Annotated in this window: 26 protein-coding genes, 4 tRNA genes and 1 pseudogene; 25 read left to right on the top strand and 6 right to left on the bottom strand. The window is 70.7% G+C overall.

Annotated features, from left to right (window positions below; all coding sequences use genetic code 11):
• The 10 genes and pseudogenes from CCS38_RS12245 to CCS38_RS12200 form a co-directional block, all read left to right on the top strand.
• Positions 1-515, top strand: a pseudogene (locus CCS38_RS12245) (NADH-quinone oxidoreductase subunit C); the annotation flags it as partial.
• Positions 512-1,477 carry a complex I subunit 1/NuoH family protein gene (locus CCS38_RS12240; protein WP_223733253.1) on the top strand — a complete coding sequence of 322 codons (966 nt, stop codon included), beginning with the start codon at positions 512-514 and terminating at the stop codon, positions 1,475-1,477. The pseudogene CCS38_RS12245 and the gene CCS38_RS12240, both read left to right, overlap by 4 nt.
• Entirely contained in the window at positions 1,477-2,094 is a 618-nt protein-coding gene (locus CCS38_RS12235; protein ID WP_223733252.1) for a NuoI/complex I 23 kDa subunit family protein, read from the top strand. The genes CCS38_RS12240 and CCS38_RS12235 overlap by 1 nt, the downstream gene beginning before the upstream one ends.
• Complete coding sequence (locus CCS38_RS12230; RefSeq protein ID WP_223733251.1) at positions 2,091-2,708, top strand: NADH-quinone oxidoreductase subunit J family protein; 618 nt, start codon at positions 2,091-2,093, stop codon at positions 2,706-2,708. The genes CCS38_RS12235 and CCS38_RS12230 overlap by 4 nt, the downstream gene beginning before the upstream one ends.
• Complete coding sequence (gene nuoK, locus CCS38_RS12225) at positions 2,708-3,082, top strand: NADH-quinone oxidoreductase subunit NuoK (RefSeq protein ID WP_223733250.1); 375 nt, start codon at positions 2,708-2,710, stop codon at positions 3,080-3,082. The genes CCS38_RS12230 and nuoK overlap by 1 nt, the downstream gene beginning before the upstream one ends.
• Positions 3,079-5,091, top strand: coding sequence for an NADH-quinone oxidoreductase subunit 5 family protein (locus CCS38_RS12220; RefSeq protein WP_223733249.1), 2,013 nt, complete (start codon positions 3,079-3,081; stop codon positions 5,089-5,091). Before nuoK ends, CCS38_RS12220 begins: the two co-directional genes overlap by 4 nt.
• 2 nt (positions 5,092-5,093) lie before the next feature.
• On the top strand, positions 5,094-6,773 hold the full coding sequence (locus CCS38_RS12215; RefSeq protein ID WP_223733248.1) for a complex I subunit 4 family protein: 1,680 nt from the start codon (positions 5,094-5,096) through the stop codon (positions 6,771-6,773).
• 2 nt (positions 6,774-6,775) lie between these two features.
• Positions 6,776-8,368 (top strand): NADH-quinone oxidoreductase subunit N, encoded by a 1,593-nt coding sequence (locus CCS38_RS12210; RefSeq protein WP_223733257.1) that lies wholly within the window; start codon positions 6,776-6,778, stop codon positions 8,366-8,368.
• Positions 8,369-8,527: 159 nt separating this feature from the next.
• Complete coding sequence (htpX, locus tag CCS38_RS12205) at positions 8,528-9,391, top strand: zinc metalloprotease HtpX (RefSeq protein WP_223733247.1); 864 nt, start codon at positions 8,528-8,530, stop codon at positions 9,389-9,391.
• Positions 9,388-9,780, top strand: coding sequence for a YccF domain-containing protein (locus CCS38_RS12200; protein ID WP_030262717.1), 393 nt, complete (start codon positions 9,388-9,390; stop codon positions 9,778-9,780). The genes htpX and CCS38_RS12200 overlap by 4 nt, the downstream gene beginning before the upstream one ends.
• A gap of 110 nt (positions 9,781-9,890) precedes the next feature.
• Here the strand turns inward: CCS38_RS12200 and CCS38_RS12195 are convergent, their stop codons facing one another.
• The gene (locus CCS38_RS12195) at positions 9,891-10,379 is read right to left on the bottom strand and encodes a YajQ family cyclic di-GMP-binding protein (protein WP_030620005.1); all 489 of its coding nucleotides are present in this window, start codon (positions 10,377-10,379) and stop codon (positions 9,891-9,893) included.
• Between the two features lie 203 nt (positions 10,380-10,582).
• On the opposite strand from CCS38_RS12195, the gene CCS38_RS12190 reads away from it, so the two are divergent.
• Positions 10,583-10,664, top strand: a tRNA-Tyr gene (locus CCS38_RS12190).
• A gap of 67 nt (positions 10,665-10,731) precedes the next feature.
• Here the strand turns inward: CCS38_RS12190 and CCS38_RS12185 are convergent.
• Positions 10,732-11,394: an NAD(P)H-binding protein gene (locus tag CCS38_RS12185; RefSeq protein WP_223733246.1), complete on the bottom strand. Its 663-nt coding sequence runs from the start codon at positions 11,392-11,394 to the stop codon at positions 10,732-10,734.
• Between the two features lie 154 nt (positions 11,395-11,548).
• Complete coding sequence (locus CCS38_RS12180) at positions 11,549-12,808, bottom strand: amidohydrolase family protein (protein WP_223733245.1); 1,260 nt, start codon at positions 12,806-12,808, stop codon at positions 11,549-11,551.
• A gap of 173 nt (positions 12,809-12,981) precedes the next feature.
• Here CCS38_RS12180 and CCS38_RS12175 point away from each other — a divergent pair.
• From CCS38_RS12175 to CCS38_RS12150, 6 genes are all read left to right on the top strand, one after another.
• Positions 12,982-13,054 (top strand) — tRNA-Thr (locus tag CCS38_RS12175).
• Positions 13,055-13,100: 46 nt separating this feature from the next.
• Positions 13,101-13,173: transfer RNA gene (locus tag CCS38_RS12170), tRNA-Met, on the top strand.
• A gap of 88 nt (positions 13,174-13,261) precedes the next feature.
• Complete coding sequence (gene rpmG / locus CCS38_RS12165) at positions 13,262-13,426, top strand: 50S ribosomal protein L33 (protein WP_006604855.1); 165 nt, start codon at positions 13,262-13,264, stop codon at positions 13,424-13,426.
• Between the two features lie 106 nt (positions 13,427-13,532).
• Positions 13,533-13,988 (top strand): MaoC family dehydratase N-terminal domain-containing protein, encoded by a 456-nt coding sequence (locus tag CCS38_RS12160; RefSeq protein WP_223733244.1) that lies wholly within the window; start codon positions 13,533-13,535, stop codon positions 13,986-13,988.
• Between the two features lie 5 nt (positions 13,989-13,993).
• The gene (locus tag CCS38_RS12155; RefSeq protein ID WP_223733243.1) at positions 13,994-14,428 is read left to right on the top strand and encodes a MaoC family dehydratase; all 435 of its coding nucleotides are present in this window, start codon (positions 13,994-13,996) and stop codon (positions 14,426-14,428) included.
• Between the two features lie 63 nt (positions 14,429-14,491).
• Entirely contained in the window at positions 14,492-15,547 is a 1,056-nt protein-coding gene (locus tag CCS38_RS12150) for a UDP-N-acetylmuramate dehydrogenase (protein ID WP_223733242.1), read from the top strand.
• Between the two features lie 67 nt (positions 15,548-15,614).
• Here CCS38_RS12150 and CCS38_RS12145 read toward each other — a convergent pair whose 3' ends face one another.
• Positions 15,615-16,247 carry an NAD(P)-dependent oxidoreductase gene (locus CCS38_RS12145; RefSeq protein ID WP_223733256.1) on the bottom strand — a complete coding sequence of 211 codons (633 nt, stop codon included), beginning with the start codon at positions 16,245-16,247 and terminating at the stop codon, positions 15,615-15,617.
• Between the two features lie 61 nt (positions 16,248-16,308).
• On the opposite strand from CCS38_RS12145, the gene CCS38_RS12140 reads away from it, so the two are divergent.
• Complete coding sequence (locus tag CCS38_RS12140; RefSeq protein ID WP_223733241.1) at positions 16,309-16,950, top strand: TetR/AcrR family transcriptional regulator; 642 nt, start codon at positions 16,309-16,311, stop codon at positions 16,948-16,950.
• 86 nt (positions 16,951-17,036) lie between these two features.
• Here CCS38_RS12140 and CCS38_RS12135 read toward each other — a convergent pair whose 3' ends face one another.
• Complete coding sequence (locus tag CCS38_RS12135) at positions 17,037-18,056, bottom strand: adenosine deaminase (protein WP_223733240.1); 1,020 nt, start codon at positions 18,054-18,056, stop codon at positions 17,037-17,039.
• Between the two features lie 157 nt (positions 18,057-18,213).
• Entirely contained in the window at positions 18,214-19,449 is a 1,236-nt protein-coding gene (locus tag CCS38_RS12130; protein WP_223733239.1) for a pyridoxal phosphate-dependent aminotransferase, read from the bottom strand.
• A gap of 183 nt (positions 19,450-19,632) precedes the next feature.
• Here CCS38_RS12130 and CCS38_RS12125 point away from each other — a divergent pair.
• The 7 genes from CCS38_RS12125 (at position 19,633) to rplL (ending at position 23,958) form a co-directional block, all read left to right on the top strand.
• Positions 19,633-19,705: transfer RNA gene (locus CCS38_RS12125), tRNA-Trp, on the top strand.
• 111 nt (positions 19,706-19,816) lie between these two features.
• Positions 19,817-20,110 (top strand): preprotein translocase subunit SecE, encoded by a 294-nt coding sequence (gene secE, locus CCS38_RS12120; RefSeq protein WP_223733238.1) that lies wholly within the window; start codon positions 19,817-19,819, stop codon positions 20,108-20,110.
• A gap of 73 nt (positions 20,111-20,183) precedes the next feature.
• Positions 20,184-21,059, top strand: a complete 876-nt coding sequence (gene nusG, locus CCS38_RS12115; protein WP_223733237.1) for a transcription termination/antitermination protein NusG — start codon at positions 20,184-20,186, stop codon at positions 21,057-21,059.
• Between the two features lie 177 nt (positions 21,060-21,236).
• Positions 21,237-21,671, top strand: coding sequence for a 50S ribosomal protein L11 (rplK, locus tag CCS38_RS12110; RefSeq protein ID WP_030262765.1), 435 nt, complete (start codon positions 21,237-21,239; stop codon positions 21,669-21,671).
• 106 nt (positions 21,672-21,777) lie between these two features.
• Complete coding sequence (rplA, locus tag CCS38_RS12105; protein ID WP_030262768.1) at positions 21,778-22,500, top strand: 50S ribosomal protein L1; 723 nt, start codon at positions 21,778-21,780, stop codon at positions 22,498-22,500.
• Positions 22,501-22,921: 421 nt separating this feature from the next.
• Entirely contained in the window at positions 22,922-23,449 is a 528-nt protein-coding gene (gene rplJ, locus CCS38_RS12100) for a 50S ribosomal protein L10 (RefSeq protein ID WP_030262771.1), read from the top strand.
• Positions 23,450-23,571: 122 nt separating this feature from the next.
• A complete protein-coding gene (rplL, locus tag CCS38_RS12095; protein ID WP_030262775.1) occupies positions 23,572-23,958 on the top strand; it encodes a 50S ribosomal protein L7/L12 in 387 nt (128 codons plus the stop codon).
• The last annotated feature ends 528 nt before the right edge of the window (positions 23,959-24,486 follow it).

Genomic DNA, 24,486 nt, shown 5'->3' with positions numbered 1-24,486 from the left:
GCCGTGAGGCCGCGGCAGGCGCGGCAGGCGCCGCCGGGGAGCGGCCGGCCCGCCGGACGCGGAGCGTGAGCGCCGGGTCCGCGAGCCAGCAGGCCGCCGCGGCCACCGAGAAGCCCGAGTCCAAGGGCGTCGAACCGCCGAAGGACACGGAGGCCCCGAAGGCCGCCGAGGCCGCCATGGAGGCGGCTACGGACCCGGCCCGTACGACGGGGCCGACGGGACCGGACACCGCGGCGTCCGCCCCGCGGACCGCTCCGCGCTCTTCGGACGCACCGTGGCACCATGCGCGTCCCGCGTTCGACGGCGAGCCGTCATCGGAGGGCTCCGGGGACAAACCGTCCCCCGAGAGCGAGACCCCGAAGGCGGAGCCCGCCCCGAAGGCCGAGCCCGCTCCGAAGGCGCAGCCCGCCCCCGAGCCCGAGGACGGCGCCCGTAAGGACGCACCGGCCGACGGCCCGGGACGGAGCGACGACACCGACCACACCGACGACGAGACAGGAGGCGGCACCGCATGAGTGACACGCTCGCGATCGTCCTCCGCGTCCTCGCCGTCTTCGTGATCTTCCTGGTCTTCCCGCTGGTCATCGGCCAGACCGAGCACAAGGTCATGGCGCACATGCAGGGCCGCCTCGGCCCGATGTACGCCGGTGGCTTCCACGGCTGGGCGCAGCTGGTCGCCGACGGCGTGAAGTTCGCGCAGAAGGAAGACATCGTCCCGGCGGGCGCCGACCGGCGGATCTTCCAGCTCGCGCCGGCCGTCGCCCTGCTGCCGTACCTGCTCGTCCTGATCGCCATCCCGGTCGGCCCGGGCAACGCGGTCGGACAGGCGCTCGACGCGGGCGTCTTCTTCGTCCTCGCCGTGATGGGCGTCGGCGTCCTCGGCTCCCTGATGGCGGGCTGGGCCTCGGCGAACAAGTTCTCCCTGCTCGGCGGTCTCCGTACGGCCGCGCAGCTGCTGGCGTACGAGCTGCCGATGCTGCTCGCCGCCGCGTCCGTCGCGATGGCCGCCGGCACGCTCTCGCTGCCCGGCATCCTCGACGCCTTCCAGTGGTGGTGGGTGCCGTGGCAGATCGTCGGCGGGCTGGTGTTCTTCACGGCCGGGCTCGCGGAGCTCCAGCGGCCGCCGTTCGACATGCCGGTGGCCGACTCGGAGATCATCTTCGGCGCGTACACCGAGTACACCGGGCTGCGCTTCGCGCTCTTCCTGCTGGCCGAGTACGCCGGCATCGTCGTCCTCTGCGCGCTGACCGCCGTCCTCTTCCTGGGCGGCTGGCACGGTCCCTTCGGGGCCGACGGGCTGGGCTGGCTCTGGATGCTCCTGAAGACCGCCGTACTGGCCTTCGGCGTCATCTGGCTGCGGGTCAGCTACCCGCGGCTCCGCGAGGACCAGCTGCAGAAGCTCGCCTGGACCTGCCTCATCCCGCTCGCTCTCGCCCAGATCGCCCTCACCGGCGTCATCAAGGTGGTGATCTCGTAATGGGCATCCCCGGTTCCGGCCTCGCCAAGGGCCTGGCCGTCACGCTCCGGACCATGACGAAGCGCACGGTCACCGAGCAGTACCCGGACGTCCAGCCCGAGCTGCCGTCCCGTACCCGTGGCGTCATCGGGCTGTTCGAGGAGAACTGCACGGTCTGCATGCTGTGCGCCCGTGAGTGCCCGGACTGGTGCATCTACATCGACTCCCACAAGGAGACGGTGCCGCCGGCCGCACCCGGAGGCCGCGAGCGCAGCCGTAACGTGCTCGACCGCTTCGCCATCGACTTCTCGCTGTGCATGTACTGCGGCATCTGCATCGAGGTGTGTCCGTTCGATGCCCTCTTCTGGTCGCCGGAGTTCGAGTACGCCGAGACGGACATCCATGAACTGACCCACGAGCGCGACAAGCTGCGCGAGTGGATGTGGACGGTGCCGGAGCCGCCCCCGCTCGACCCGGGCGCGGAGCAGCCCAAGGAGATCGCTGCCGCGCAGAAGGCCGCCGACAAGCTGGCGGCCCAGCAGGCCAAGGAGGCCGAAGAGGCCGCGGCGGCCCGGCAGGCCGAAACCGGGCAGGCCGGGGAAGCCCCGCAGGCCAAGGACGCAGGGGAGGAAGCGTGACGCTCGCCGCCGCAAGCCACGGCTTCCTGACGCCCAGCGGCGTGGAGATCGCGTTCCTCCTCGTCGGCCTGGTCACCCTCGGCGCGGCCGTGGTCACCGTCACCACCAAGCAGCTGGTGCACGCCGCGCTGTGGCTGGTGGTCGCCCTCGGCGGGATCGCCGTGGAGTACCTCCTGCTCACCGCGGAGTTCATCGCCTGGGTGCAGGTGCTCATCTATGTCGGTTCCGTGGTCGTCCTCCTCCTCTTCGGACTGATGCTGACCAAGGCGCCCATCGGCCGCTCGCCGGACGCCGACTCGGGCAACCGCTGGGCCGCGCTCCTGGTCGCCGTGGCCTCCGCCGCGGTCCTCGTCTGGGTCGTCGTCGATGCCTTCCGCGCGTCCTGGATCGACCTGGACGGCGCCGTCCAGGGCTCCACCGAGGTCTCGGGCCGCAGCCTCTTCCAGCACTGGGTGCTGCCCTTCGAGGCGCTGTCCGTACTGCTGCTGGCCGCCCTCGTCGGCGCGATCGTCCTGTCCCGCAAGGACGGGGAGGACACGCCGGCAGGCAAGGCCGTACCGGGCGCCGCCGCGGGCACCGTCCCCGACTCCGCACGCCGAGAGGGACAGCGCTGATGCATCTCGCCTACCCCGCCGTCCTCGCCGTCCTCCTCTTCTGCGTCGGCCTCTACGGCGTACTCGCCCGGCGCAACGCGATCCTGGTCCTGATGTCCGTCGAGCTGATGCTCAACGCCGTCAACCTCAACCTCGTCGCCTTCGACGTCTGGCTGCGCGACACGCTCCACGCAGGCCAGGCGCTGACCCTCTTCACGATCGCCATCGCCGCCGCCGAGATCGGCATCGGCCTCGCGATCGTCCTGCTCGTCTACCGCAACCGCGGCAGCTCCGACGTCGACAAGCTCACCGACCTCGCCGAGCAGCCCGCCGGAGACGGTACGGACGAGCACGCTCGACCGCAGTCCGACCAGCAGGCGGAGGCCGCCGCGTGACGACCACGACCACCGCCGTCCTCGTCCCCCTCCTCCCGTTCCTCGGCGCCGCCTTCGGCCTCCTCCTGGGGCGGCGCGCCCCCGGCTTCGTACGGCCGCTCGCCGTCCTGCCGACCCTCGCCGCGGCCGTACTGGCCGTCGTCGTGGCCGCACGGCAGGGCGGGGGAGCGGCGGTCGACGCCGCGACGCAGCTGACCCCGACCGGCTCGGTCCCCATCGAGCTGGCCCTGCACATCGACGGCTTCGCCGCCCTGGTGGCGGTGCTCGTCGGCGTCGTCGCCACGTGCGTGCAGCTCTACTCCACCGGCTACCTGCGCGACGACCCGCGCTACTCCTCGTACGCCGCGCTGGTCTCCCTCTTCACCTCCGCGATGCTGCTCGTCGTCTACTCCGGCGACCTGATGGTGCTGCTGGTCGGCTGGGAGATCATGGGCATCTGCTCGTACTTCCTGGTCGGCCACTACTGGGAGACCGAGGCCGCCCGGTCCGCCTCCCTCAAGGCATTCCTGGTCACCAAGCTCGGCGACGTCCCCTTCCTCTTCGGTCTCTTCGCGCTCGCCGCGGACGCCGGTACCTTCCGCATCACCGGCGTACTGAACGCCGTCACCAGCGGCGACCTGCACCACCCGACGCTGATCGCGCTGCTCCTGCTCGCCGGTGTGGCGGGCAAGTCCGCGCAGTTCCCGCTGCACACGTGGCTGCCCGACGCGATGGCCGGCCCGACGCCGGTCTCCGCGCTGATCCACGCCGCCACGATGGTCGCGGCCGGTGTCTACTTCATCGCCCGGCTCCTCCCGGTCTTCGCGGCCTCCGCCGCCGCGCTGGTCGTACTCGCCGTGATGGCCGCCGTGACCATGGTCGGCTCGGCGCTCGCGGCCCTCGCCCAGGACGACATCAAGCGCGTCCTGGCGTACTCCACGGTCGGTCAGCTCGGTTACATGACCGGCGCGCTGGCCGTCGGCGACCGCGGCGCGGCCGTCTTCCACCTCCTCTCGCACGGCGCCTTCAAGGCGCTGCTCTTCCTCGGCGCCGGCGTGATCATCCACGCCGCCGGCACCAACTCGCTCGCCGCCATGTCGCGGATGCGCGGCCTGTCCAAGCGCATCCCCGACGCCTTCTGGACGGTGACCGTGGCGCTGCTCGCGCTCGCCGCGATCCCGCCGTTCGCCGGCTTCTTCTCCAAGGAAGCCGTCCTCGGCGCCGCCGAGCACGCCGCCGTCGGCGAGGCCCACCTCGCCCTCGGCTCCGTACCGACCGCCGCCGGCTGGACCGTACTGATCGCCGGTCTGCTCACCGCCCTCCTCACGGCCGCCTACGCGACCCGCCTGTGGCTGCTCGCCTTCTTCGGCCGCGGCCCGCAGGAGGCCCCCGACCACGGGAAGCAGCCGCTCGCGATGAACGCCGTGCTGTGGGTGCTGTTCATCCCCACCGCCGCGTTCGGCATCGCCGCGCCCGTCCTCCCGGACTGGTTCGACGGCAACGCACTGACGCCGACCCTGGTCACCTCCGTCCTCGGCACCGGCCTCGCACTGGCCGGCGCGCTGATCATGTACGGCGCCTGGCGCCATACGACTGCCGTGGCCGCCCGCCGGCCGATCGGCGCCGTCGCGGTGGACCCGGACGCGGCCCCCGCGGTCTCCGAGGAGGAGGCCATCGCCACGCACGCCGCGGCCTACGGCGACAACGCCGGAGCCCCGGACCCGGCCGACCCCGGCCGTCTCCTGCTCGGCCCGCTGCACGCCCCCGCGACCTGCGGCTTTCACCTCGACGCCGCCTACACCGCGCTCTTCGTCCGGCCCGTACGCGCCGCCGCCCGGCTCGTCCGCTTCCTCGACCGCGAGGTCGTCGACACCTACGTGAACGGCGCCGGCACCGGAGCCCGCTGGCTGGGCACGGCCGTCCGCCGGGCCCAGACCGGCAACGTGCAGACCTACCTCGGCGCGCTGCTCGCGGGCTCACTCGTGCTGGCCGTCGCCGCCGTCCTCGTCGCTACGGGCACGGGAGCCTGATCATGAGTCACCACGCCATGCAGATCCTTCTCGCGGGAGTCGTCGTACTCCCGCTGATCGGCGCGCTCGCGGCGCTGCTCCCGGCTCCGCCCGGCCTGAGGGGCCGTAACCCGGACCAGGCCGTGCTCCGGCACGGCGTGACCGTCACCGGCGTCGTGCTGGCCGCGTCCATCGCGCTCACGGCCGGCTTCGACCACGGCGACCCCGCCCGGATGCAGGCTCAGACGGATATCAGCTGGATCCCGGCGCTGGGCATCCGTATCCACCTCGGCATCGACGGCATCTCGCTCCCCCTCCTGGTCCTGACCGCGCTGCTGACCTTCCTCTGCGCGCTGTACTCGTACTTCAAAATGCCGGCGGGCCCGTCTCCCAAGGCATTTGTCGCGCTGATCCTCGTGCTCGAGTCCGGCACCCTCGCCACCTTCGCCGTCCTCGACCTGATGCTCTTCTTCCTCGCCTTCGAGATGGTCCTCATCCCGATGTACTTCCTGATCAACCGCTGGGGCGGCGAGAACAGGCAGTACGCCGCTTGGAAGTTCATCCTCTACACGCTGCTCGGCTCCGTCGTGATGCTGCTGGGCCTCCTCCTCATCGGCCTGAAGTCCGGCACTTTCGACATGGTGGCACTCGCCACTGACAACGGCCCGAAGTCCCAGCTCAGCCACACGGTTCAGCTCGTGGCGGTGCTCGCGATCGGCGTCGGCCTGGCGGTCAAGGCGCCGATGTGGCCGCTGCACAGCTGGCTGCCCGACGCCCACACCGCGGCCCCCACCGTCGGCTCGGTCCTGCTGGCCGGCGTACTGCTGAAGATGGGCACGTACGGCTTCGTACGCATCGCGCTGCCCATCGCGCCGGACGGCATGCACACCTTCGCGCCGTACCTCGCCGCCTTCGCCGCGGTGGGAATCGTCTACGGCTCGCTCGCCTGCCTCGCGCTCGCCCGCCGCGGCGCCAAGGGCGACCTCAAGCGCCTGATCGCGTACAGCTCGGTCGGCCACATGGGCTTCGTGCTGCTCGGCATCGCCTCCATGACACCCACCGGCATCAACGGCGCGCTCTTCGCCAACATCGCCCACGGCCTCATCACCGGCCTGCTCTTCTTCCTGGTCGGCGCGCTCAAGGACCGGTACGGGACCACCGACCTGGACCGGCTCGCCGGCCGGACGGGCGCCGCGCTCTACGGACGCGCCCCCCGCTTCGGCGGCCTGCTCGCCTTCGGGGCGATCGCCTCGCTCGGCCTGCCCGGACTGGCCGGCTTCTGGGGCGAGATGCTCGCGATGTTCGGCGCCTTCAAGCCCGCCGAGGGCCTCAGCCGCCCCGCCTTCCTGACGTTCATGGCGCTGGCGGGTCTCGGCACCCTGCTGACCGCCGCGTACCTCCTCGTCGTCGTCCGCCGGGTCTGCATGGGCAGCAAGGAGACCGCCGAGCAGGAAGCGCTGGCCGCCGCCCCCGAGGAGGGCGCGACCGCCGGGGTCACCCCGGGTCCGGCCACCGCGACCACCGCGGCGACGGCTCCCACCGCGGTCAAGGAGAAGGCCCCCGCCATCCCCGACATCGCCCCCTACGAGTACGTGGCCTGGACCCCGCTGGCCGCCCTCACCGTCCTCGCCGGTCTCTGGCCCGCGGCCCTGCTGGGCCTCAGCGACCCGGCCGTGCAGAACCTCCTCGGAGGCGGAAGCTGATGATGACTGTCCTCGCAGCGAGCGCCGGGAGCGCAGCGGCCGGCGGGACCGCCGCGCACGCGGCGGGCGGCGGCACGAGCCTCGTCCAGTCCGTGGACTGGCTCGCCATCGCCCCGCCCACCCTCGCCGCCGTCTTCGGCCTGATCGTCCTCGTCGTCGATCTCTTCCTCTCCGAGCGCCGCAAGCCGCTCCTCGGGTGGATCAGCGTCCTGGGCCTGCTCCTGGCCGGCCTGTCGCTGCTGCCGCTCCTGAAGGGCGACCGCACCACCTTCTGCCTCACCGCGCGCCCCGAGGTGTGCAGCTACGAGGCCGACCACTTCGCGCTCGTCGTCCAGCTGCTCGTCCTCGGTGGCGCGCTGCTCACCGCCCTGCTGTCGGTCAATCCGATCAAGGACGAGAAGCTGCCCGGCGGGGAGTTCTGGTTCCTGCTGCTGTCCTCGGCGGCCGGTGCCGCTCTGCTGCCGGCCTCCCGGGACCTCGCCACGCTGGTCATCGCCCTCGAAGTGGCCTCGCTGCCCGCGTTCGCCCTCGTGGGCATCAGGCGCGGCGACCGGCTCTCCTCCGAGGCGGCGCTGAAGTTCTTCCTCTCCTCGGTCACCGCGACCGCCGTGATGCTGCTCGGCGTCAGCTTCGTGTACGCCGCCACCGGCAGCATGCACCTCGCCCAGGTGGCCGAGGCCCTCACCCGGCCGGACCCGCAGCTGGACGTGCTGGCCAAGGCCGGCGTCGCGCTCACCCTCGTGGGCTTCGCCTTCAAGACGGCCGCCGCGCCGTTCCACTTCTGGGTGCCCGACACGTATGTGGGCGCGCCGCTCCCGGTGGCCGCGTACCTCTCCGTGGTCGGCAAGGCCGTCGGCTTCTCCGGCCTGATCGTCGTCGCCGTGAAGGCGTTCCCCTCGTACAGCGATGTCTGGGGCCCGGTCCTCGCCGTACTGGCCGCGCTCACCATGACGGTCGGCAACGTCGCCGCGCTGCGCCAGCGCCCCGACCGTGCGCACAGCGCCGTACGCCTGCTGGCCTGGTCCTCCGTCGGCCAGGCCGGGTACCTCCTGGTGCCGATCGCGTCCGCCGCGTACGCCGACGACGCCGCACACGCCATCGGGTCGACGGTGGCGTACGCCCTCATGTACGCGGCGGTGAACCTCGGGGCCTTCGCGGTGGCCGCCCTCGTGGCCCGCACGCACCCGGCGAACCGCATCGCCGACTACCGGGGTCTCTACGCCGCGCACCCCGTATACGCGCTGGCCCTCGGCTTCTTCCTGCTGTGCCTGGCCGGCCTGCCGCCGGGCATCATCGGGCTGTTCGCCAAGGTCACGGTCTTCTCCGCGGCCGTGGACGCGGGCCTGGCCTGGCTGGCCGTCGTGATGGCCGTCAACGTCGTGATCGCGCTCTACTACTACCTGCAGTGGACGGCGGTCCTCTTCCGCGCACCTGAAGGCGCACCGGAAGGCGCCCCCGAGGGCGAGGCCCGGCCCGTCCGGCCGCGCATCCCGGCCCCGCTCGCCACCGCCGTCGGCCTCACCGCGCTCGCCGGCATCGTGCTCTCCGGCGCCCCGCAGCTCGTCCTGCGCTTCGCCTCGGGCGCGCTGCTCTAGCAGCTCGGAGCCGCCCCACCCGAACGGACGAATGCCCCCCTCCAGGGGGCGAGGGAACCACGCTCCGCCGTCTGGCGTTGACCAGAAACGGAGGGTCCACTGAAAAGTGGACACGTAATCGCAAAGGGTTCCCCTGCCGCACGACCTGGAGGGCGTACCGTGCACCGCCGGCACAACGGGCTCAGGACCGCAGTACTCCTCGGGGGGCTGTCCGCGCTCATCATCGTCATCGGCAGCCTGTTCGGCCGTACGGGCCTGTTCATCGCGGTCCTCGTCGCGCTGGGTACCAACGCGTACGCGTACTGGAACAGCGACAAGCTCGCCCTGCGCGCCATGCGGGCCCGCCCCGTCAGCGAGTTCCAGGCGCCCCAGCTCTACCGCATGGTCCGCGAGCTCTCCACAGCAGCGCGCCAGCCCATGCCCCGCCTGTACATCTCGCCGACCCAGGCCCCGAATGCCTTCGCCACCGGCCGGAATCCGCGCAATGCCGCGGTCTGCTGCACCGAGGGCATCCTCCAGCTGCTGGACGAGCGCGAGCTGCGCGGCGTGATCGGGCACGAGCTCAGCCATGTCTACAACCGCGACATCCTGATCTCCTCCGTCGCGGGCGCGCTCGCCTCCGTGGTGATGTTCCTGGTGAACTTCGCCTGGCTGATCCCCATCGGCAGATCGGACGACGACGAGGGGCCAGGGCTGTTCGGCATGCTGCTGATCATGATCCTCGGGCCGGTCGCCGCGTCCCTCATCCAGCTCGCCGTCAGCCGCTCCCGGGAGTACGAGGCGGACGCCTCCGGCGCCCGGCTCACGGGCGACCCGCTGGCCCTCGCCTCGGCCCTGCGGAAGCTCGAGTACGGCACACAGCAGCTCCCGCTGCCCCCGGAGCCGCGCCTGGAGACGGCGAGCCACATGATGATCGCGAATCCGTTCCGGGCCGGTGAGGGTCTTGCCAAGCTCTTCTCGACCCACCCGCCGATGCGGGAGCGCATCAGCCGCCTGGAGGAACTGGCAGGGTACAAACCGTGAAAACCATCCTGAACATCATCTGGCTCGTGCTGTCCGGCTTCTGGCTGTTCCTCGGCTACGCCCTGGCCGGCGTGATCATGTGCATCCTGATCATCACGATTCCCTGGGGCATCGCATCCTTCAGGATCGGCGTGTACGCCCTCTGGCCGTTCGGCTACACCACCGTCGAGCGGCGCGACGCGGGGGCCGCGTCCTGCCTGGGCAACGGCATCTGGCTGGTGCTCGCGGGCTGGTGGCTGGCGCTCGGGCACATCGTCACGGGCATCGCCCTGTGCGTCACGATCATCGGCATCCCCTTCGGCATCGCGAACTTCAAGCTGATCCCGGTGTCGCTGCTCCCGCTGGGCCGCGACATCGTCCGTACGGACCAGCCGTTCGCGGCGCGCTGAAAACAGCGCCCGCCGGGGCGGCTCCGTCCGCACGCGAAGACGCCGACGGGGCGGCGCGCCGTGCGCGTGCCGCCCCGTCCGGTGTGTCCGTCGCCCCGTAGGCGCAGCGCCTACCGGTAGTTCACGAACTGGAGGGCGAAGTCCAGGTCCTTGCCCTTCAGGAGCTGCTGGACGGCCTGCAGGTCGTCGCGGCTCTTGGAGGAGACGCGCAGCTCGTCGCCCTGCACCTGCGCCTTGACGCCCTTGGGGCCCTCATCGCGGATGATCTTGGCGACCTTCTTCGCGTTCTCCTGGGAGATGCCCTCCTGGAGCGAGGCGAAGATTTTGTACTCCTTGCCGGAGGGCTGCGGCTCGCCCGCGTCCAGCGCCTTCAGCGAGATCCCGCGCTTGACCAGCTTGGACTGGAAGATGTCGAGGACGGCCTTCACGCGCTCCTCGGCGTTGGCGCGCATCTCGATCTTCTCGCCGGACCAGGCGATCGAGGCGTCGACGCCCTTGAAGTCGTACCGCTGCGAGATCTCCTTGGCGGCCTGGTTGAGGGCGTTGTCGACCTCCTGCCGCTCGACCTTCGAGACGATGTCGAAACTGGAGTCGGCCATGTTGAGTTGGCTCCTCGTACGTAGATCCGTCAGGGACACGGCCCGTCCCGGACCGCCCCGCAAGCCTAGCCACCCGGCCGACGGCCCCGGCCATGATCAGGGCGCGCGGAACCGAGTGGCGGACCACCCCCTGCCATCGGGTATGGTTTACGTCGTTGCCACGGAGCACCGCCGCAAAGCGGGGCGCCAAGGCAGCAATCCCAGGCGGTGTGCCCGAGCGGCCAAAGGGAGCAGACTGTAAATCTGCCGGCTCAGCCTTCCCAGGTTCGAATCCTGGCGCCGCCACAGGAGAGCGAAAGGCCCCCACGGAAGTGGGGGCCTTTGCGTGTTTGCTGTGCGGTTGCTCGCGTGCTCAGCCGCTCGCCGCGTTCCGTACCGCGTCCTCGACCGGTACCTCGCCGCCGATCAGCTCCAGCGTCCGGCCGGCCGTCTTGGGCTCGTCCAGCAGGGCCACCAGTACCGCCGCCACGTCGTCCCGGGTGACGTCGCCGCGGCCGGTCGACTCCTCCAGCCGTACCTGCCCCGTGCCGGGGTCGTTCGTCAGCCGCCCCGGGCGCAGGATCGTCCAGTCCAGGCCCGCCCTGGCCCGTACGTCCGCGTCCGCCGCGCCCTTGGCGCGCAGATAGGCGGCGAACACCGGGTCCGTGCCCTCCGGCGGTTCGCGGTCCGCTCCCATGGCGGAGATCACCAGGAACCGCCGTACGCCCGCGGCCTCGGCGGCGTCGGCGAAGAGCGTGGCGGCGCCCCGGTCGACGGTCTCCTTCCGTTCGGCGCCGCTGCCGGGGCCCGCGCCCGCGGCGAAGACCGCCGCGTCCGCGCCTTCCAGATGCCGCTCGACCTCCTCGACCGTGGCCGACTCCAGGTCGCACACGACCGGTTCGGCGCCGGCGGCCAGGAGATCCCCGGCCTGCTCGGGCCGCCGGACGATGCCCGCGACCTCGTCCCCGCGCGCGTGGAGCAGCCGCTCCAGCCGCAGCGCGATCTGACCATGTCCTCCTGCGATGACAATGCGCATGATCCCGACCGTACGCCCGCGCGCCGCGGGCCGGGCGCCGAAGCTCCGCACACGCCGCCGGGGGTGGGCGTTCCACGCCATCCGGCGCACAGCGCGCCCCCGTAGGGCGGCCGAAAAGCCCGCACCCGGAGCGCGTTCGAAAAAGCCGGGGCCCTCAGCGCTGCGACTGCCGCGGCAGCTCCAGCGCCACCGTCGCCTCGGAGTCGCAGTACTCGCGGACCGCGCTCGTACGGGCCACCACCCGCCCCCGGTGGACCACGATCCGGCTGTACGCCAGGGACAGCGCGGCCGCGATGCTGTCGCCGCGCACGGCCAGCAGCTCGGCAGGGAAGCCCGCCTCCACGCGGACCTCCGGGAGGCCCAGCGTCTCCCGCGCCGCCGCGCTCACCGCGTCGTACGCGCCCTCCGGGCTCGCCTCGCCGCGCGCCGCCAGCAGATAGGCGGCCTCCAGCGGATCGCCCCGGCCGACCGGATTCGCCGCGTCCCGGAGCGCGCCGCTGCCCGCCGTGACGCGTACGCCGGCCGCCCGCAGCAGCCGCACTGGCGCCGGGCCCGTCACCTGCGAGGACGGCCGTTCCAGGCCCGCACAGTCGCCCTGCGGCAGGCAGACGACCGTGACCCCGGCCGCCGCCAGCTGCTCCGCGGCGCGCGCGGCGACCCGCCACGGCATGCGGGCCAGCCCCGCGCACGGCCCGATGGCCACGCCGGGCCGCAGCCCGCCGGCCATCGCTGCCAGCCGGCCCAGCCGGGCCGGATCGTCCCCGTCGGTGTGCAGATCGACCGGGCAGCCGAACTCGGCGGCCAGCTCCAGGACCGTTTCCGCATAGCCCGCCGGGTCGGGGTCCAGGTCGGGGCAGCCGCCGAGCACCGTGGCGCCCATCTTCACGGCGTCCCGCAGCATCGCCCGCGCGTCCGCGCCCGCCGCGCCGGTCAGCAGCCGCGGCACGGCCACCGCGGCGAGGTCGGCGAGTCCGTGCAGGGTCCGCCGGGCCTGCAGTACGGCCCCCAGGGAGCGCAGCCCGGAGACGTCCCCGATCCGTACGTGCGTCCGCAGCGCCGTCGCTCCGTGTCCGAGGTGGAGCAGCGCCGACTCCGTAGTGCGGCGCTGCACGTCGTCCGGGTCGTCCGAGGCGGGGCCGCGGCAGTCGGCGGTCAGGGCCGTGTCGCAGTGCGCGTGCGGTTCGGCGGGGGCCGGCAGCAGCAGGTAGCCGTGCAGGTCGATACGGGGCCCTTGGGTGTCGAGGCTGCCGGTCGTGCCGACCGCCTCGATGTGCCCGCCGCCGAGCCGTACGTCCACCGTCCGGCCGTCGGCCAGCCGGGCACCGCACAGCACCAGGGAGCCCGCGTCGGCCCGCTCGGACCGGCCGGCCCCGTGCGGCTGCCCCGGCTTCGGCTGCTGACTGCTGTCGGCCATCGCGCTCCTAGGGGGTGCAAGATCACGCAGCGTGGTCCGAGCCTAGGGCGCGGTACGGGCGCCTTCGAGCAGGCGCGGAATAGTCGTACCGGTGTGGTGTACGTGGCAGTTGTGGCGACGGGCCGATACGGATTTCACGTTTGGCTGTCGGCCGTGTAATGTCTTCATCGCTCGCCCCAATAGCTCAGTCGGCAGAGCGTCTCCATGGTAAGGAGAAGGTCTACGGTTCGATTCCGTATTGGGGCTCTGGTGTGTGAGGTACCCGTCTTCGGGCGGGTCCCGCTCGCATCACAGCGGTGTAGCTCAGTCGGTAGAGCAAGCGGCTCATAATCGCTGTGTCACCGGTTCAAGTCCGGTCACCGCTACATACAGTAGCCGATTGTGGGGTCGGTCCTCCGATCGGCTACTATTCATGCGTTAATCCGTCCAACTTGTTCGTCAAGGAGCACTCACGTGGCTGCCACCGACGTCCGCCCGAAGATCACGCTGGCCTGCGTGGAGTGCAAGGAGCGGAACTACATCACCAAGAAGAACCGGCGCAACGACCCGGACCGTCTTGAGATGAAGAAGCACTGCCCCCGTTGCAACTCGCACACCGCGCACCGCGAGACGCGATAACAACAAAGGCACTGCTCAGATAAGCAGTTACTACGAGGCCGCCCCCACATTCGGGGGCGGCCTCGTAGCGTTGGAGCCCGCTGGACACCCCTGGAGGTTGCGAGCCATGGCGCTCGACCAGTCCTTTGTCGGACGGACCTACCCGCCCACCGATCCCTATGAAGTGGGCCGCGAGAAGATCCGGGAATTCGCCGAGGCGATCGGTGACGAGAACCCGGTGTACACGGACACCGAAGCCGCCAAGGCGCTCGGTCACCCCGATGTGATCGCCCCGCCGACTTTTGTCTTCGCGATCACCTTCAAGGCCGCGGGCCAGGTGGTCCACGACCCGCAGCTGGGGCTGGACTACAGCCGGGTGGTGCACGGCGACCAGAAGTTCGTCTACACCCGTCCGGTCCGCGCCGGCGACCGGCTGACCGTGACCTCCACCATCGAGTCGATCAAGTCCCTCGCGGGCAACGACATCCTCGACGTCCGGGGTGAGGTGCACGACGAGGCCGGTGAGCACGTGGTGACCACGGTCATCAAGCTGGTGGCCCGCGCGGCCGACGAGGAGGCATGAGGGCGATGACGGCGAAGATCTCTTACGACGACGTCGAGGTCGGCACGGAGCTGCCCGCACAGTCGTTCCCCGTGACACGCGCCACTCTCGTCCAGTACGCGGGCGCCTCCGGCGACTTCAACCCGATCCACTGGAACGAGAAGTTCGCCAAGGAGGTGGGCCTCCCGGACGTCATCGCGCACGGCATGTTCACGATGGCCGAGGCGGCCCGTGTGGTGACGGACTGGGTCGGCGACCCGGCGGCGGTGGCCGAGTACGGCGTGCGCTTCACCAAGCCGGTGGTCGTGCCGAACGATGACCAGGGCGCGGTGATCGAGGTCTCGGGCAAGGTCGCGGCGAAGCTGGACGATGACGCGCGGACGGTGCGGGTCGACCTTACGGCCGTGAGTGCCGGGCAGAAGGTGCTGGGAATGTCTCGGGCCGTGGTTCGGCTCGCCTGAGGCGCTCGCTACGCAAGGGGCCGCTCCCGGCCGGTGCCGGGGGTGGCCCCGTACTCTGGGGGCGTGCAGGAACTTCACGACGCCCCCCTCGCCCCCCTGACCACCTTTCGGCTCGGCGGGAACGCCGCGCGGCTCGTCACGGCCACGACCGACGACGAGGTGATCGCCGCCGTCCGCGCGGCCGACGCGAGCGGCACGCCGCTGCTGATCATCGGTGGCGGCTCCAACCTCGTCATCGGCGACAAGGGCTTCGAGGGCACCGCGCTGCGCATCGCGACCCGCGGCTTCGACCGGGACGGCACGGCGCTGACCCTGGCGGCCGGCGAGAACTGGTCCGAGGCCGTGGCCCGTACGGTCGAGGCGGGCCTGGCGGGCGTCGAGTGCCTGGCCGGGATCCCCGGCTCCGCGGGCGCCACGCCGATCCAGAACGTGGGCGCGTACGGCCAGGAAGTGTCGGCGACCATCACCGAAGTGATCGCTTTCGATCGCCAGGCGGACGAGACGGTGACGCTGACGAACGCCGAGTGCGACTTCTCGTACCGGCACAGCCGCTTCAAGGAGCACCCCGACCGGTACGTCGTGCTGCGCGTCCGCTTCGCCCTGGAGGACGCGGGCGGGCTGTCCGCGCCGATCAAGTACCCCGAGACGGCCCGCGTGCTGGGCGTCGAGGCCGGGGACCGGGTGCCCGCGGCGACCGCCCGCGAGACGGTGCTCAAGCTGCGCGCCGGCAAGGGCATGGTCCTGGACCCGGAGGACCACGACACCTGGTCGGCGGGGTCCTTCTTCACCAATCCCATCCTCACGGCCGAGGAGTACCGGGAGTTCATCGACCGGGTGCACGAGCGGCTCGGCGCCGATGTCATGCCGCCCGCCTTCCCCACGGGGGACGGGCGTACGAAGACGTCAGCCGCCTGGGTGATCGACAAGGCCGGCTTCACCAAGGGGTACGGCGAAGGCCCGGCCCGGATCTCCACCAAGCACACGCTCGCGCTCACGAACCGGGGCGCGGCGACGACGGAGGACCTGCTCGCGCTGGCCCGTGAGGTGCGCGACGGGGTGCGCGCGGCCTTCGGAGTGACGCTGGTGAACGAGCCGGTGATGGTGGGCGTCGCCCTCTGAGGGCGCCCGGCCGCGACGCGGCCTCCCGGGGGCAGCGCCGCGCGCACCAGTAGGGCCGGCACGTGGCCTAGTAGGCCACGCCCACGCCCTGCTTCACCGTTGCCGGGTCGCCGGCCATCGCCAGCATCGCGTGGGCCACGTCGGCGCGCGAGATCGTGCGGCCGCTGCGCGGGGTGCCGCCGACGACCGTGCGGTACGTGCCGGTCATGGGCCCGTCGGTCAGCTTCGGCGGGCGGACGGCGGTCCAGTCCGTCGCGGAGTGCGCCAGCTCGGCCTCCATGGCGGTGAGGTCGGTGTAGATGTCCTTCAGGAGCGTGCCGATCAGCGCCCGTACGGCGCGGTCGAGAAGCGGCTCGCCCTCGGGGACGGGGCCGACCGGGGCGGCGCTCACCACCAGGAGCCGCCGCACCTCGGCCGCCTCCAGGGCACGCAGTACGGGAACGGTCACCCGGGTGGCCGTCCCCGCGTCCTTACGGGAGCGCGCGCCCAGCCCGGAGAACACCACGTCCCGCCCCGCCACCGCCGGGCGCAGCGCCTCGGGGTCCGCGAGATCCGCGCGGAACACCTCCAGGCCCGTCCCCGAGACCGTCAGCCGCGCCGGGTCGCGGACCACGGCCGTCACCTCGTGGCCCGCCGCCAGACCCTGCCTGACGATCTCCTGACCGATGCCGCCGGTCGCCCCGAAAACCGTGAGCTTCAGCGTCATGATGTCCGCACCTCCTGGGGTGGGTAAGTATTCACTCACCCCTTAGAGTGAGTGAATGCCCACCCCGAAGTCAACGCCCGCCAGGATCCTCGACGCCGCCCACGAACTGCTGCGCACCACCGGCCTCGCGCGCACCACCACCAAGGAGATCGCGCGCGCCGCCGGCTGCTCCGAGGCGGCGCTGTACAAGCACTTCGCGAACAAGGAAGAGATCTTCGTACGGGTACTGAAGGAGCGGCTGCCCGGCGTCGGCCCGCTCCTGGAGGAGCTCACCGCCGACCCGGGGGAGCGCACCGTCGAGGAGTGCCTGACCGCCGTCGCCCGCCGGGCCATGGACCTCTACGCGCAGACGCTGCCGATCGCGGGCTCGCTCTTCGCCGAGCCCGCATTGCTGCGGCGGCACCGGGAGGGGCTGGCGGAGCTGGGCACGGGGCCGCACGAACCGCGTGACCAGCTCGCCCGCTACCTGCGCCGGGAGCGCGACCGCGGCCGCATCCGCGCCGACGCCGACCCCGAGGCCGCCGCCGCGCTGCTGCTCGGGGCCTGCTTCCAGCGCGCCTTCTTCACCGCTTTCTCGGAAGGCACGACCACGGAAGGCACGGGCACGGAAGGCACGGGCACGGAAGGCGCGAGGACGGAACCCACGGGCGACTTCGCGGCGGAGGTGGCCCGGACGGTCCTCACGGGCATCGGCTGAGGCGCCAGGGGGCCTACAGCGGCCCTGTAGGGCCCACGACAGGCCCTGTAGGACCTACGACAGCGCCTGCAGGGCCGCGCAGCGCCTCAGTCGGCCAGCCACGCGTCGATGTCCGCCAGCATGCGCCGCTGCTCGTCCAGGGGCGCGCGCGAGCCGCGTACCGACTGCCGGGCCAGCTCGGCCAGTTCGGCGTCCGAGAAGCCGTGGTGCTCGCGCGCGATCTCGTACTGCGCGGCCAGCCGTGCCCCGAAGAGCAGCGGGTCGTCGGCCCCGAGGGCCATCGGTACTCCGGCGTCGAACAGCGCCCGTAGGGGCACGTCCTCCGGCTTCTCGTAGACGCCCAGCGCCACATTCGAAGCCGGGCAGACCTCACAGGTCACCCCGGAGTCCGCGAGCCGCTTCACCAGGTACGGGTCCTCCGCCGCCCGTACACCGTGCCCGACCCGGCCCGCGTGCAGATCGTCCAGGCAGTCCCGGACGCTGGCGGGGCCCGACAGCTCGCCGCCGTGCGGCGCGGCCAGCAGCCCGCCGTCCCGGGCGATCGCGAACGCCCGGTCGAAGTCGCGCGCGAAACCGCGCCGTTCGTCGTTGGAGAGGCCGAAACCGACCACCCCGTGGTCGGCGTAGCGCACCGCCAGGCGGGCCAGCGTGCGGGCGTCCAGGGGGTGTTTCATGCGGTTCGCGGCGACCAGGACGCGCATCCCGAGACCGGTCTCGCGGGAGGCGGTCGCCACCGCGTCGAGAATGACCTCCAGCGCCGGGATCAGCCCGCCCAGCCGGGGGGCGTACGAGGTGGGGTCCACCTGGATCTCCAGCCAGCGGGAGCCGTCCCTGACGTCCTCCTCGGCCGTCTCGCGCACCAGCCGCTGGATGTCCTCGGGCGTTCTCAGGCAGGACCGCGCGATGTCGTACAGCCGCTGGAATCTGAACCAGCCCCGCTCGTCGGTCGCCCGGAGCTTCGGCGGCTCGCCGCTGCTGAGCGCCTCCGGCAGATGGACGCCGTACTTGTCGGCGAGCTCCAGCAAGGTCGCGGACCGCATGGACCCGGTGAAGTGCAGATGGAGATGGGCCTTGGGCAGCAGACGGAGATCTCGGACACGCACCATTCCAGGATCTTGCCGCACACAACCGCCGATCCGGTAGGCCCAACCTCGAACGAAGGATTGTGTGAACATGCGAACGGCGGATCCCGGACAACTTCCGGGACCCGCCGTATCAGCCGCCACACATGTGGCGCCTGCACCTCCGAAAATCCGGAGGTGGTTACTTCGCCTCGGCCAGCAGCCGCTGGATGCGCGACACGCCCTCGACGAGGTCCTCGTCGCCCAGCGCGTACGAAAGGCGCAGGTAGCCGGGGGTGCCGAACGCCTCGCCCGGAACGACCGCGACCTCGGCCTCCTCCAGGATGACCTCGGCCAGCTCGACGCTGGTCTCCGGGCGCCTGCCGCGGATCTCCTTGCCGAGCAGGCCCTTGACCGAGGGGTACGCGTAGAACGCGCCCTCGGGCTCGGGGCAGACGACGCCCTCGATCTCGTTGAGCATCTCGACGATCTTCCGGCGGCGGCGGTCGAAGGCGACCTTCATCTCGTCGACGGCCTTCAGGTCGCCGGAGACGGCCGCGATGGCGGCGGCCTGGGAGACGTTGGCGACGTTCGACGTGGCGTGCGACTGGAGGTTCGCCGCGGCCTTGATCACGTCCTTCGGGCCGATCACCCAGCCCACCCGCCAGCCCGTCATGGCGTACGTCTTGGCCACGCCGTTGACGACGATGCACTTGTCGCGCAGCTCGGGCACCACGACCGGCAGCGACGAGAACTCCGCGTCGCCGTAGACCAGGTGCTCGTAGATCTCGTCCGTCATGACCCACAGGCCGTGCTCGGCGGCCCAGCGGCCGACCGCCTCGACCTGCTCGCGGCTGTAGACCGCGCCGGTCGGGTTGGACGGCGAGACGAAGAGCACCACCTTGGTGTTCTCCGTACGGGCCGCCTCCAGCTGCTCCACGCTCACCCGGTAGCCGGTGGTCTCGTCGGCCACGACCGGGACCGGGACACCGCCCGCGAGCTGGATCGACTCGGGGTAGGTGGTCCAGTACGGGGCCGGGACGATGACCTCGTCGCCCGGGTCGAGGATCGCCGCGAACGCCTCGTAGATGGCCTGCTTGCCACCGTTGGTCACCAGGATGTTGGCGGCCTCGACCTCGTAGCCGGAGTCGCGCAGCGTCTTCGCGGCGATCGCGGCCTTGAGCTCGGGCAGACCGCCGGCCGGGGTGTACCGGTGGAACTTGGGGTTGCGGCAAGCCTCGACGGCGGCCTCGACGATGTAGTCGGGCGTCGGGAAGTCGGGCTCACCGGCGCCGAAGCCGATCACCGGGCGCCCGGCGGCCTTGAGGGCCTTCGCCTTGGCGTCCACGGCCAGCGTGGCGGACTCGGAGATCGCGCCGACGCGGGCCGACACACGACGCTCGGTAGGGGACTGTGCGGGTGGAGTAGCAGGACTCATACCTGCATCGTCGCAGACCGGCCCGGCACCCGGTACGACGGTTCGTCCCGGTCGCCCCGGGGGTTTCCGTTCGACGCCCGGCCGCCGAGCACGTACACTCGACCACCGTTGGCTCCCCAACGGGTCGTCGTCGGCCGCGCACACAGTGCACCGGTCGCATGCTGTAGGTTGGGGAAACCACAAAGGGTCGTAGCTCAATTGGTAGAGCACTGGTCTCCAAAACCAGCGGTTGGGGGTTCAAGTCCCTCCGGCCCTGCTACACGCACTTGATTCACCAGGGTGCGTGCACGCGTACGTAAGGCAATGCACCGCCGTGCGGGCTCTACCGGGCGCGGCACGGCCACGACCCGGATTCAGGTGAGGACGAGTGACGGACGCCCTGGGCTCCATCGACATGCCTGAGCGTGGCCGTTCCGATGACGACGCGACCGAGTCCAAGAAGCCCCGCCGTGGCGGAAAGCGCGGCAAGAAGGGCCCCCTCGCGCGGCTCGCACTGTTCTACCGCCAGATCATCGCGGAACTCCGCAAGGTCGTCTGGCCGACGCGGAACCAGCTTTCGACGTACACCACCGTGGTGATCGTCTTCGTAGTCATCGTCATCGGTCTCGTAACCGTGATTGACTTGGGACTCAAGGAAGTCGTCGATTACGTCTTCGCCTGATCCCGCGATGGGCGCCTGAAGCGGGCGCCCGTTCGCATGTTCAACCCCTTGAAGCCAGGAAGAAGCAGCCACAGTGTCTGACCCGAACCTGAACGAGCCCGCCGAGCCCGTCGCGGCGGCAGCGGCCGACGTCGACGCGGCGGCTACGGCCGAGGTCGAGGGCGACACGGCGTCGACCGAGGACCAGGGCCCGCAGGAGATCGTCGAGGGCGCCGACGCCACCGACGAGCTCGACGCGGAGGACGCTGCCGCCGGCGAGCCCGCCGAGGAAGCCGCGGTGCGTACCGAGTCCGACGAGGAAGCCGAAGAGGCCGCCGAGGACGAGGAGCCCGTCGACCCGATCGCGGCGCTGCGCGAGGAGCTGCGCGGCCTGCCCGGCGAGTGGTACGTCATCCACACCTACGCGGGCTACGAGAAGCGCGTGAAGGCCAACCTGGAGCAGCGCGCCGTCTCGCTCAACGTCGAGGACTTCATCTACCAGGCCGAGGTGCCCGAGGAAGAGATCGTCCAGATCAAGAACGGCGAGCGGAAGAACGTCCGTCAGAACAAGCTCCCGGGCTACGTGCTCGTGCGCATGGACCTGACGAACGAGTCCTGGGGCGTCGTCCGCAACACCCCGGGCGTCACCGGCTTCGTGGGCAACGCCTACGACCCGTACCCGCTCACGCTGGACGAGATCGTCAAGATGCTCGCTCCGGAGGCCGAGGAGAAGGCCGCCAAGGAGGCCGCCGAGGCCGAGGGCAAGCCGGCGCCGCAGCGCAAGGTCGAGGTCCAGGTGCTGGACTTCGAGGTGGGCGACTCGGTCACCGTCACCGACGGCCCGTTCGCCACGCTGCAGGCCACGATCAACGAGATCAACGCCGACTCGAAGAAGGTCAAGGGCCTCGTCGAGATCTTCGGCCGCGAGACCCCGGTCGAGCTGAGCTTCGATCAGATCCAGAAGAACTGACCTCGTCAGGACACCCTGGAACAACCGCTTCCGAGCAGGTCAGGCAGGCCCTCACGGCCCGCCTGACCTGCTCGGTTTTTGGCCGCACCTCTATACCCGTTATCGTTGTGCGGTATGCCTCCATCCGGATGACCGGATGACATGGCGAAACACCTCTCACTAGGACCCGGAGAGAGCATGCCTCCCAAGAAGAAGAAGGTCACGGGGCTCATCAAGCTCCAGATCCAGGCCGGTGCCGCGAACCCGGCTCCGCCGGTCGGCCCCGCGCTGGGTCAGCACGGCGTCAACATCATGGAGTTCTGCAAGGCCTACAACGCCGCGACCGAGTCGCAGCGCGGTTGGGTCATCCCGGTGGAGATCACGGTCTACGAGGACCGTTCCTTCACCTTCATCACGAAGACCCCGCCGGCCTCCAAGATGATCCTGAAGGCCGCGGGCGTGGAGAAGGGCTCCGGCGAGCCGCACAAGACCAAGGTCGCCAAGATCACGGCCGACCAGGTCCGCGAGATCGCCACCACCAAGATGCCCGACCTGAACGCCAACGACCTGGACGCCGCGTCGAAGATCATCGCCGGCACCGCCCGTTCCATGGGCATCACGGTCGAGGGCTGATCGAGCCTCGTCGCACCAACGTGGCAGGGCCAGGCGCTGGCCCGGACCACGACTCCACCTGCCAGGCGGCACGAGCCGCATGGCGTAACTGCATTCAGGAGCAGCAGTGAAGCGCAGCAAGACTCTTCGCAACGCGGACGCGAAGATCGACCGGGAGCGTCTGTACGCCCCCCTCGAGGCCGTCCGTCTCGCCAAGGAGACCTCCTCGGCCAAGTTCGACGCGACCGTCGAGGTTGCCATGCGTCTGGGCGTTGACCCGCGCAAGGCCGACCAGATGGTCCGTGGCACCGTGAACCTCCCGCACGGCACCGGTAAGACCGCCCGGGTCCTGGTCTTCGCGACCGGCGACCGTGCTGCGGCCGCGGAAGCCGCCGGCGCCGACATCGTCGGCGCGGACGAGCTCATCGACGAGGTCTCCAAGGGCCGCCTGGACTTCGACGCCGTCGTCGCCACCCCGGACCTCATGGGCAAGGTCGGCCGCCTCGGCCGCGTGCTCGGTCCCCGTGGTCTGATGCCGAACCCGAAGACCGGCACCGTCACCCCGGATGTCACCAAGGCTGTCAACGACATCAAGGGCGGCAAGATCGAGTTCCGCGTGGACAAGCACGCGAACCTCCACTTCATCATCGGCAAGGTGTCCTTCGACGACGCCAAGCTGGTGGAGAACTACGCCGCGGCGCTCGAGGAGATCAACCGCCTCAAGCCGTCCGCCGCCAAGGGCCGGTACATCAAGAAGGCCACCATCACCACCACGATGGGCCCCGGTGTTCCGCTGGACGCCAACCGCACCCGCAACCTCCTCGTCGAGGAGGACCCGGCCGCGGTCTGAGCCTGACGGCTCGCGCGTACGCGTGAGGCCGGGCCTCGCATCGACTCTCGGTGCGGGGCCCGGCCTTTTTGTGTGCCCTGTACGGCCCTGGAGGGGCCCTTCCGGCTCTCGGGGGCCGGCGCCCGGCCGGGAGAGCGGCACGCGGCCGTACGGCCGTCCTGCGGCGATTTGCCTGCGCGCTCCTGGTTCGCGTACCGTAACGGAGAAGCCAAAGACCGCTGGTTGTCTCTGTGCGCCCGTCCGGGTGTGCGGTGGCCGAAGGATCCGCTAGCTGCGGACGGCCTGCGCAGGTGAATGAGGATGAACTCCCGGAACGGATTCCGTCTCCGGTCGAGTCACGCCCCGTGCGCCTGCGCCGGGGCGTTTGTTTTGCCCAGCCCCTTCTGCGCGGTCCTCATCACCCGGAAGGAGGCCGAGGCTCATGGCAAGTCCTGACAAGGTCGCAGCTGTCGAGGAGATCACGGACAAGTTCCGTAACTCCAACGCCGCTGTCGTCACCGCGTACACCGGACTTACTGTCGCGCAGATCAAGGATCTGCGTCGTTCGCTCGGTGACAACGCTCAGTACCGTGTGGTGAAGAACACGCTGACCAAGATCGCGGCCCAGGAGGCCGGGATCTCCGTGCTGGACGAGCACCTTGTGGGCTCGACGGCCGTCGCCTTCGTGACCGGTGACCCGGTCGAGGCGGCGAAGGGTCTTCGTGACTTCGCCAAGGAGAACCAGAACCTCGTCATCAAGGGCGGTGTCTTCGAAGGGAAGGCACTCTCCGCTGACGACATCAAGAAGCTTGCGGACCTCGAGTCCCGCGAGGTTCTGCTCGCCAAGCTGGCGGGTGGCATGAAGGCGTCCATGGCCAAGGCCGCGGCGACCTTCCAGGCCCCGCTCACGAAGTTCGCCCGCACCGCGGACGCTCTTCGCAGCAAGGCCGAGCAGGGCGGTGCCGAGTAATTCGGCTCGCACATTGGCAGCCCGTCCTCAGGCACGCCTGAGGGGGAGGCCACAGCGGGCCAAACGTACGCCCGCCGACATGTACATCCGGCACCAGCCGATTTAGTGGAAGGACCGCCACCATGGCGAAGCTCAGCCAGGAAGACCTGCTCGCGCAGTTCGAGGAGATGACCCTCATCGAGCTCTCCGAGTTCGTGAAGGCCTTCGAGGAGAAGTTCGACGTCGAGGCTGCCGCCCCGGTCGCCGTTGCCGCCGCCGGCGCCCCGGGCGCCCCGGCCGCCGAGGCCGCTGAGGAGCAGGACGAGTTCGACGTCATCCTCACCGGTGCGGGCGACAAGAAGATCCAGGTCATCAAGGTCGTGCGTGAGCTGACCTCGCTGGGTCTGAAGGAGGCCAAGGACCTCGTGGACGGCACCCCGAAGCCGGTCCTCGAGAAGGTCGCCAAGGACGCCGCTGACAAGGCCAAGGAGGCCCTCGAGGGCGCCGGCGCCTCCGTCGAGGTCAAGTGACCTCTGTCAGTCGCTGACTGAACACCTCCGGGATCCCGGGCTTCGCCTGGTCCCGTGCCAAGGGCGATCACCCATGCGGGTGGTCGCCCTTCGGCGTTCCGATGTCCTTGCCGAGTTGCCGCGCACTGCCGTGCGAGTATGGTGATCTTCGTTGTCCGGCCGCGCGCCTCGTGACGATCTCCCTGGGGTGGGGGGCCTTGACGAACAGCACGCGGCGCGCAATTCTCGGGACGCGACGTCAGAAGCGATCCGGAGTCCGAGGCATGGATCGCTGACGAAGAGGGCAGTATCGATGTGCGCCCAGGGGCGCACGGCATGCAGCAGGCGCTGAGCGTGAAGAACTACAACGAGGGGTACCCCTGCTAGAGGGAGCCTTCCGGAGGAGAGATTGGGTGCAGAGCCGGTCTCCGAAAACCCGGTCTGGACATCAGTGTGCCGAGTGGCTACACTGACCCTTTGCGCTGCCTGTTAGCTGCTCCCTGCCCGTCACCAGGGGCATACCCACATCTCAGCACTGCGGACGTCACC

Source organism: Streptomyces purpurogeneiscleroticus (assembly GCF_020024005.1).
GTDB classification, from domain to species: domain Bacteria; phylum Actinomycetota; class Actinomycetes; order Streptomycetales; family Streptomycetaceae; genus Streptomyces; species Streptomyces purpurogeneiscleroticus.
This window is presented reverse-complemented; position numbering and strand designations above follow the sequence as displayed.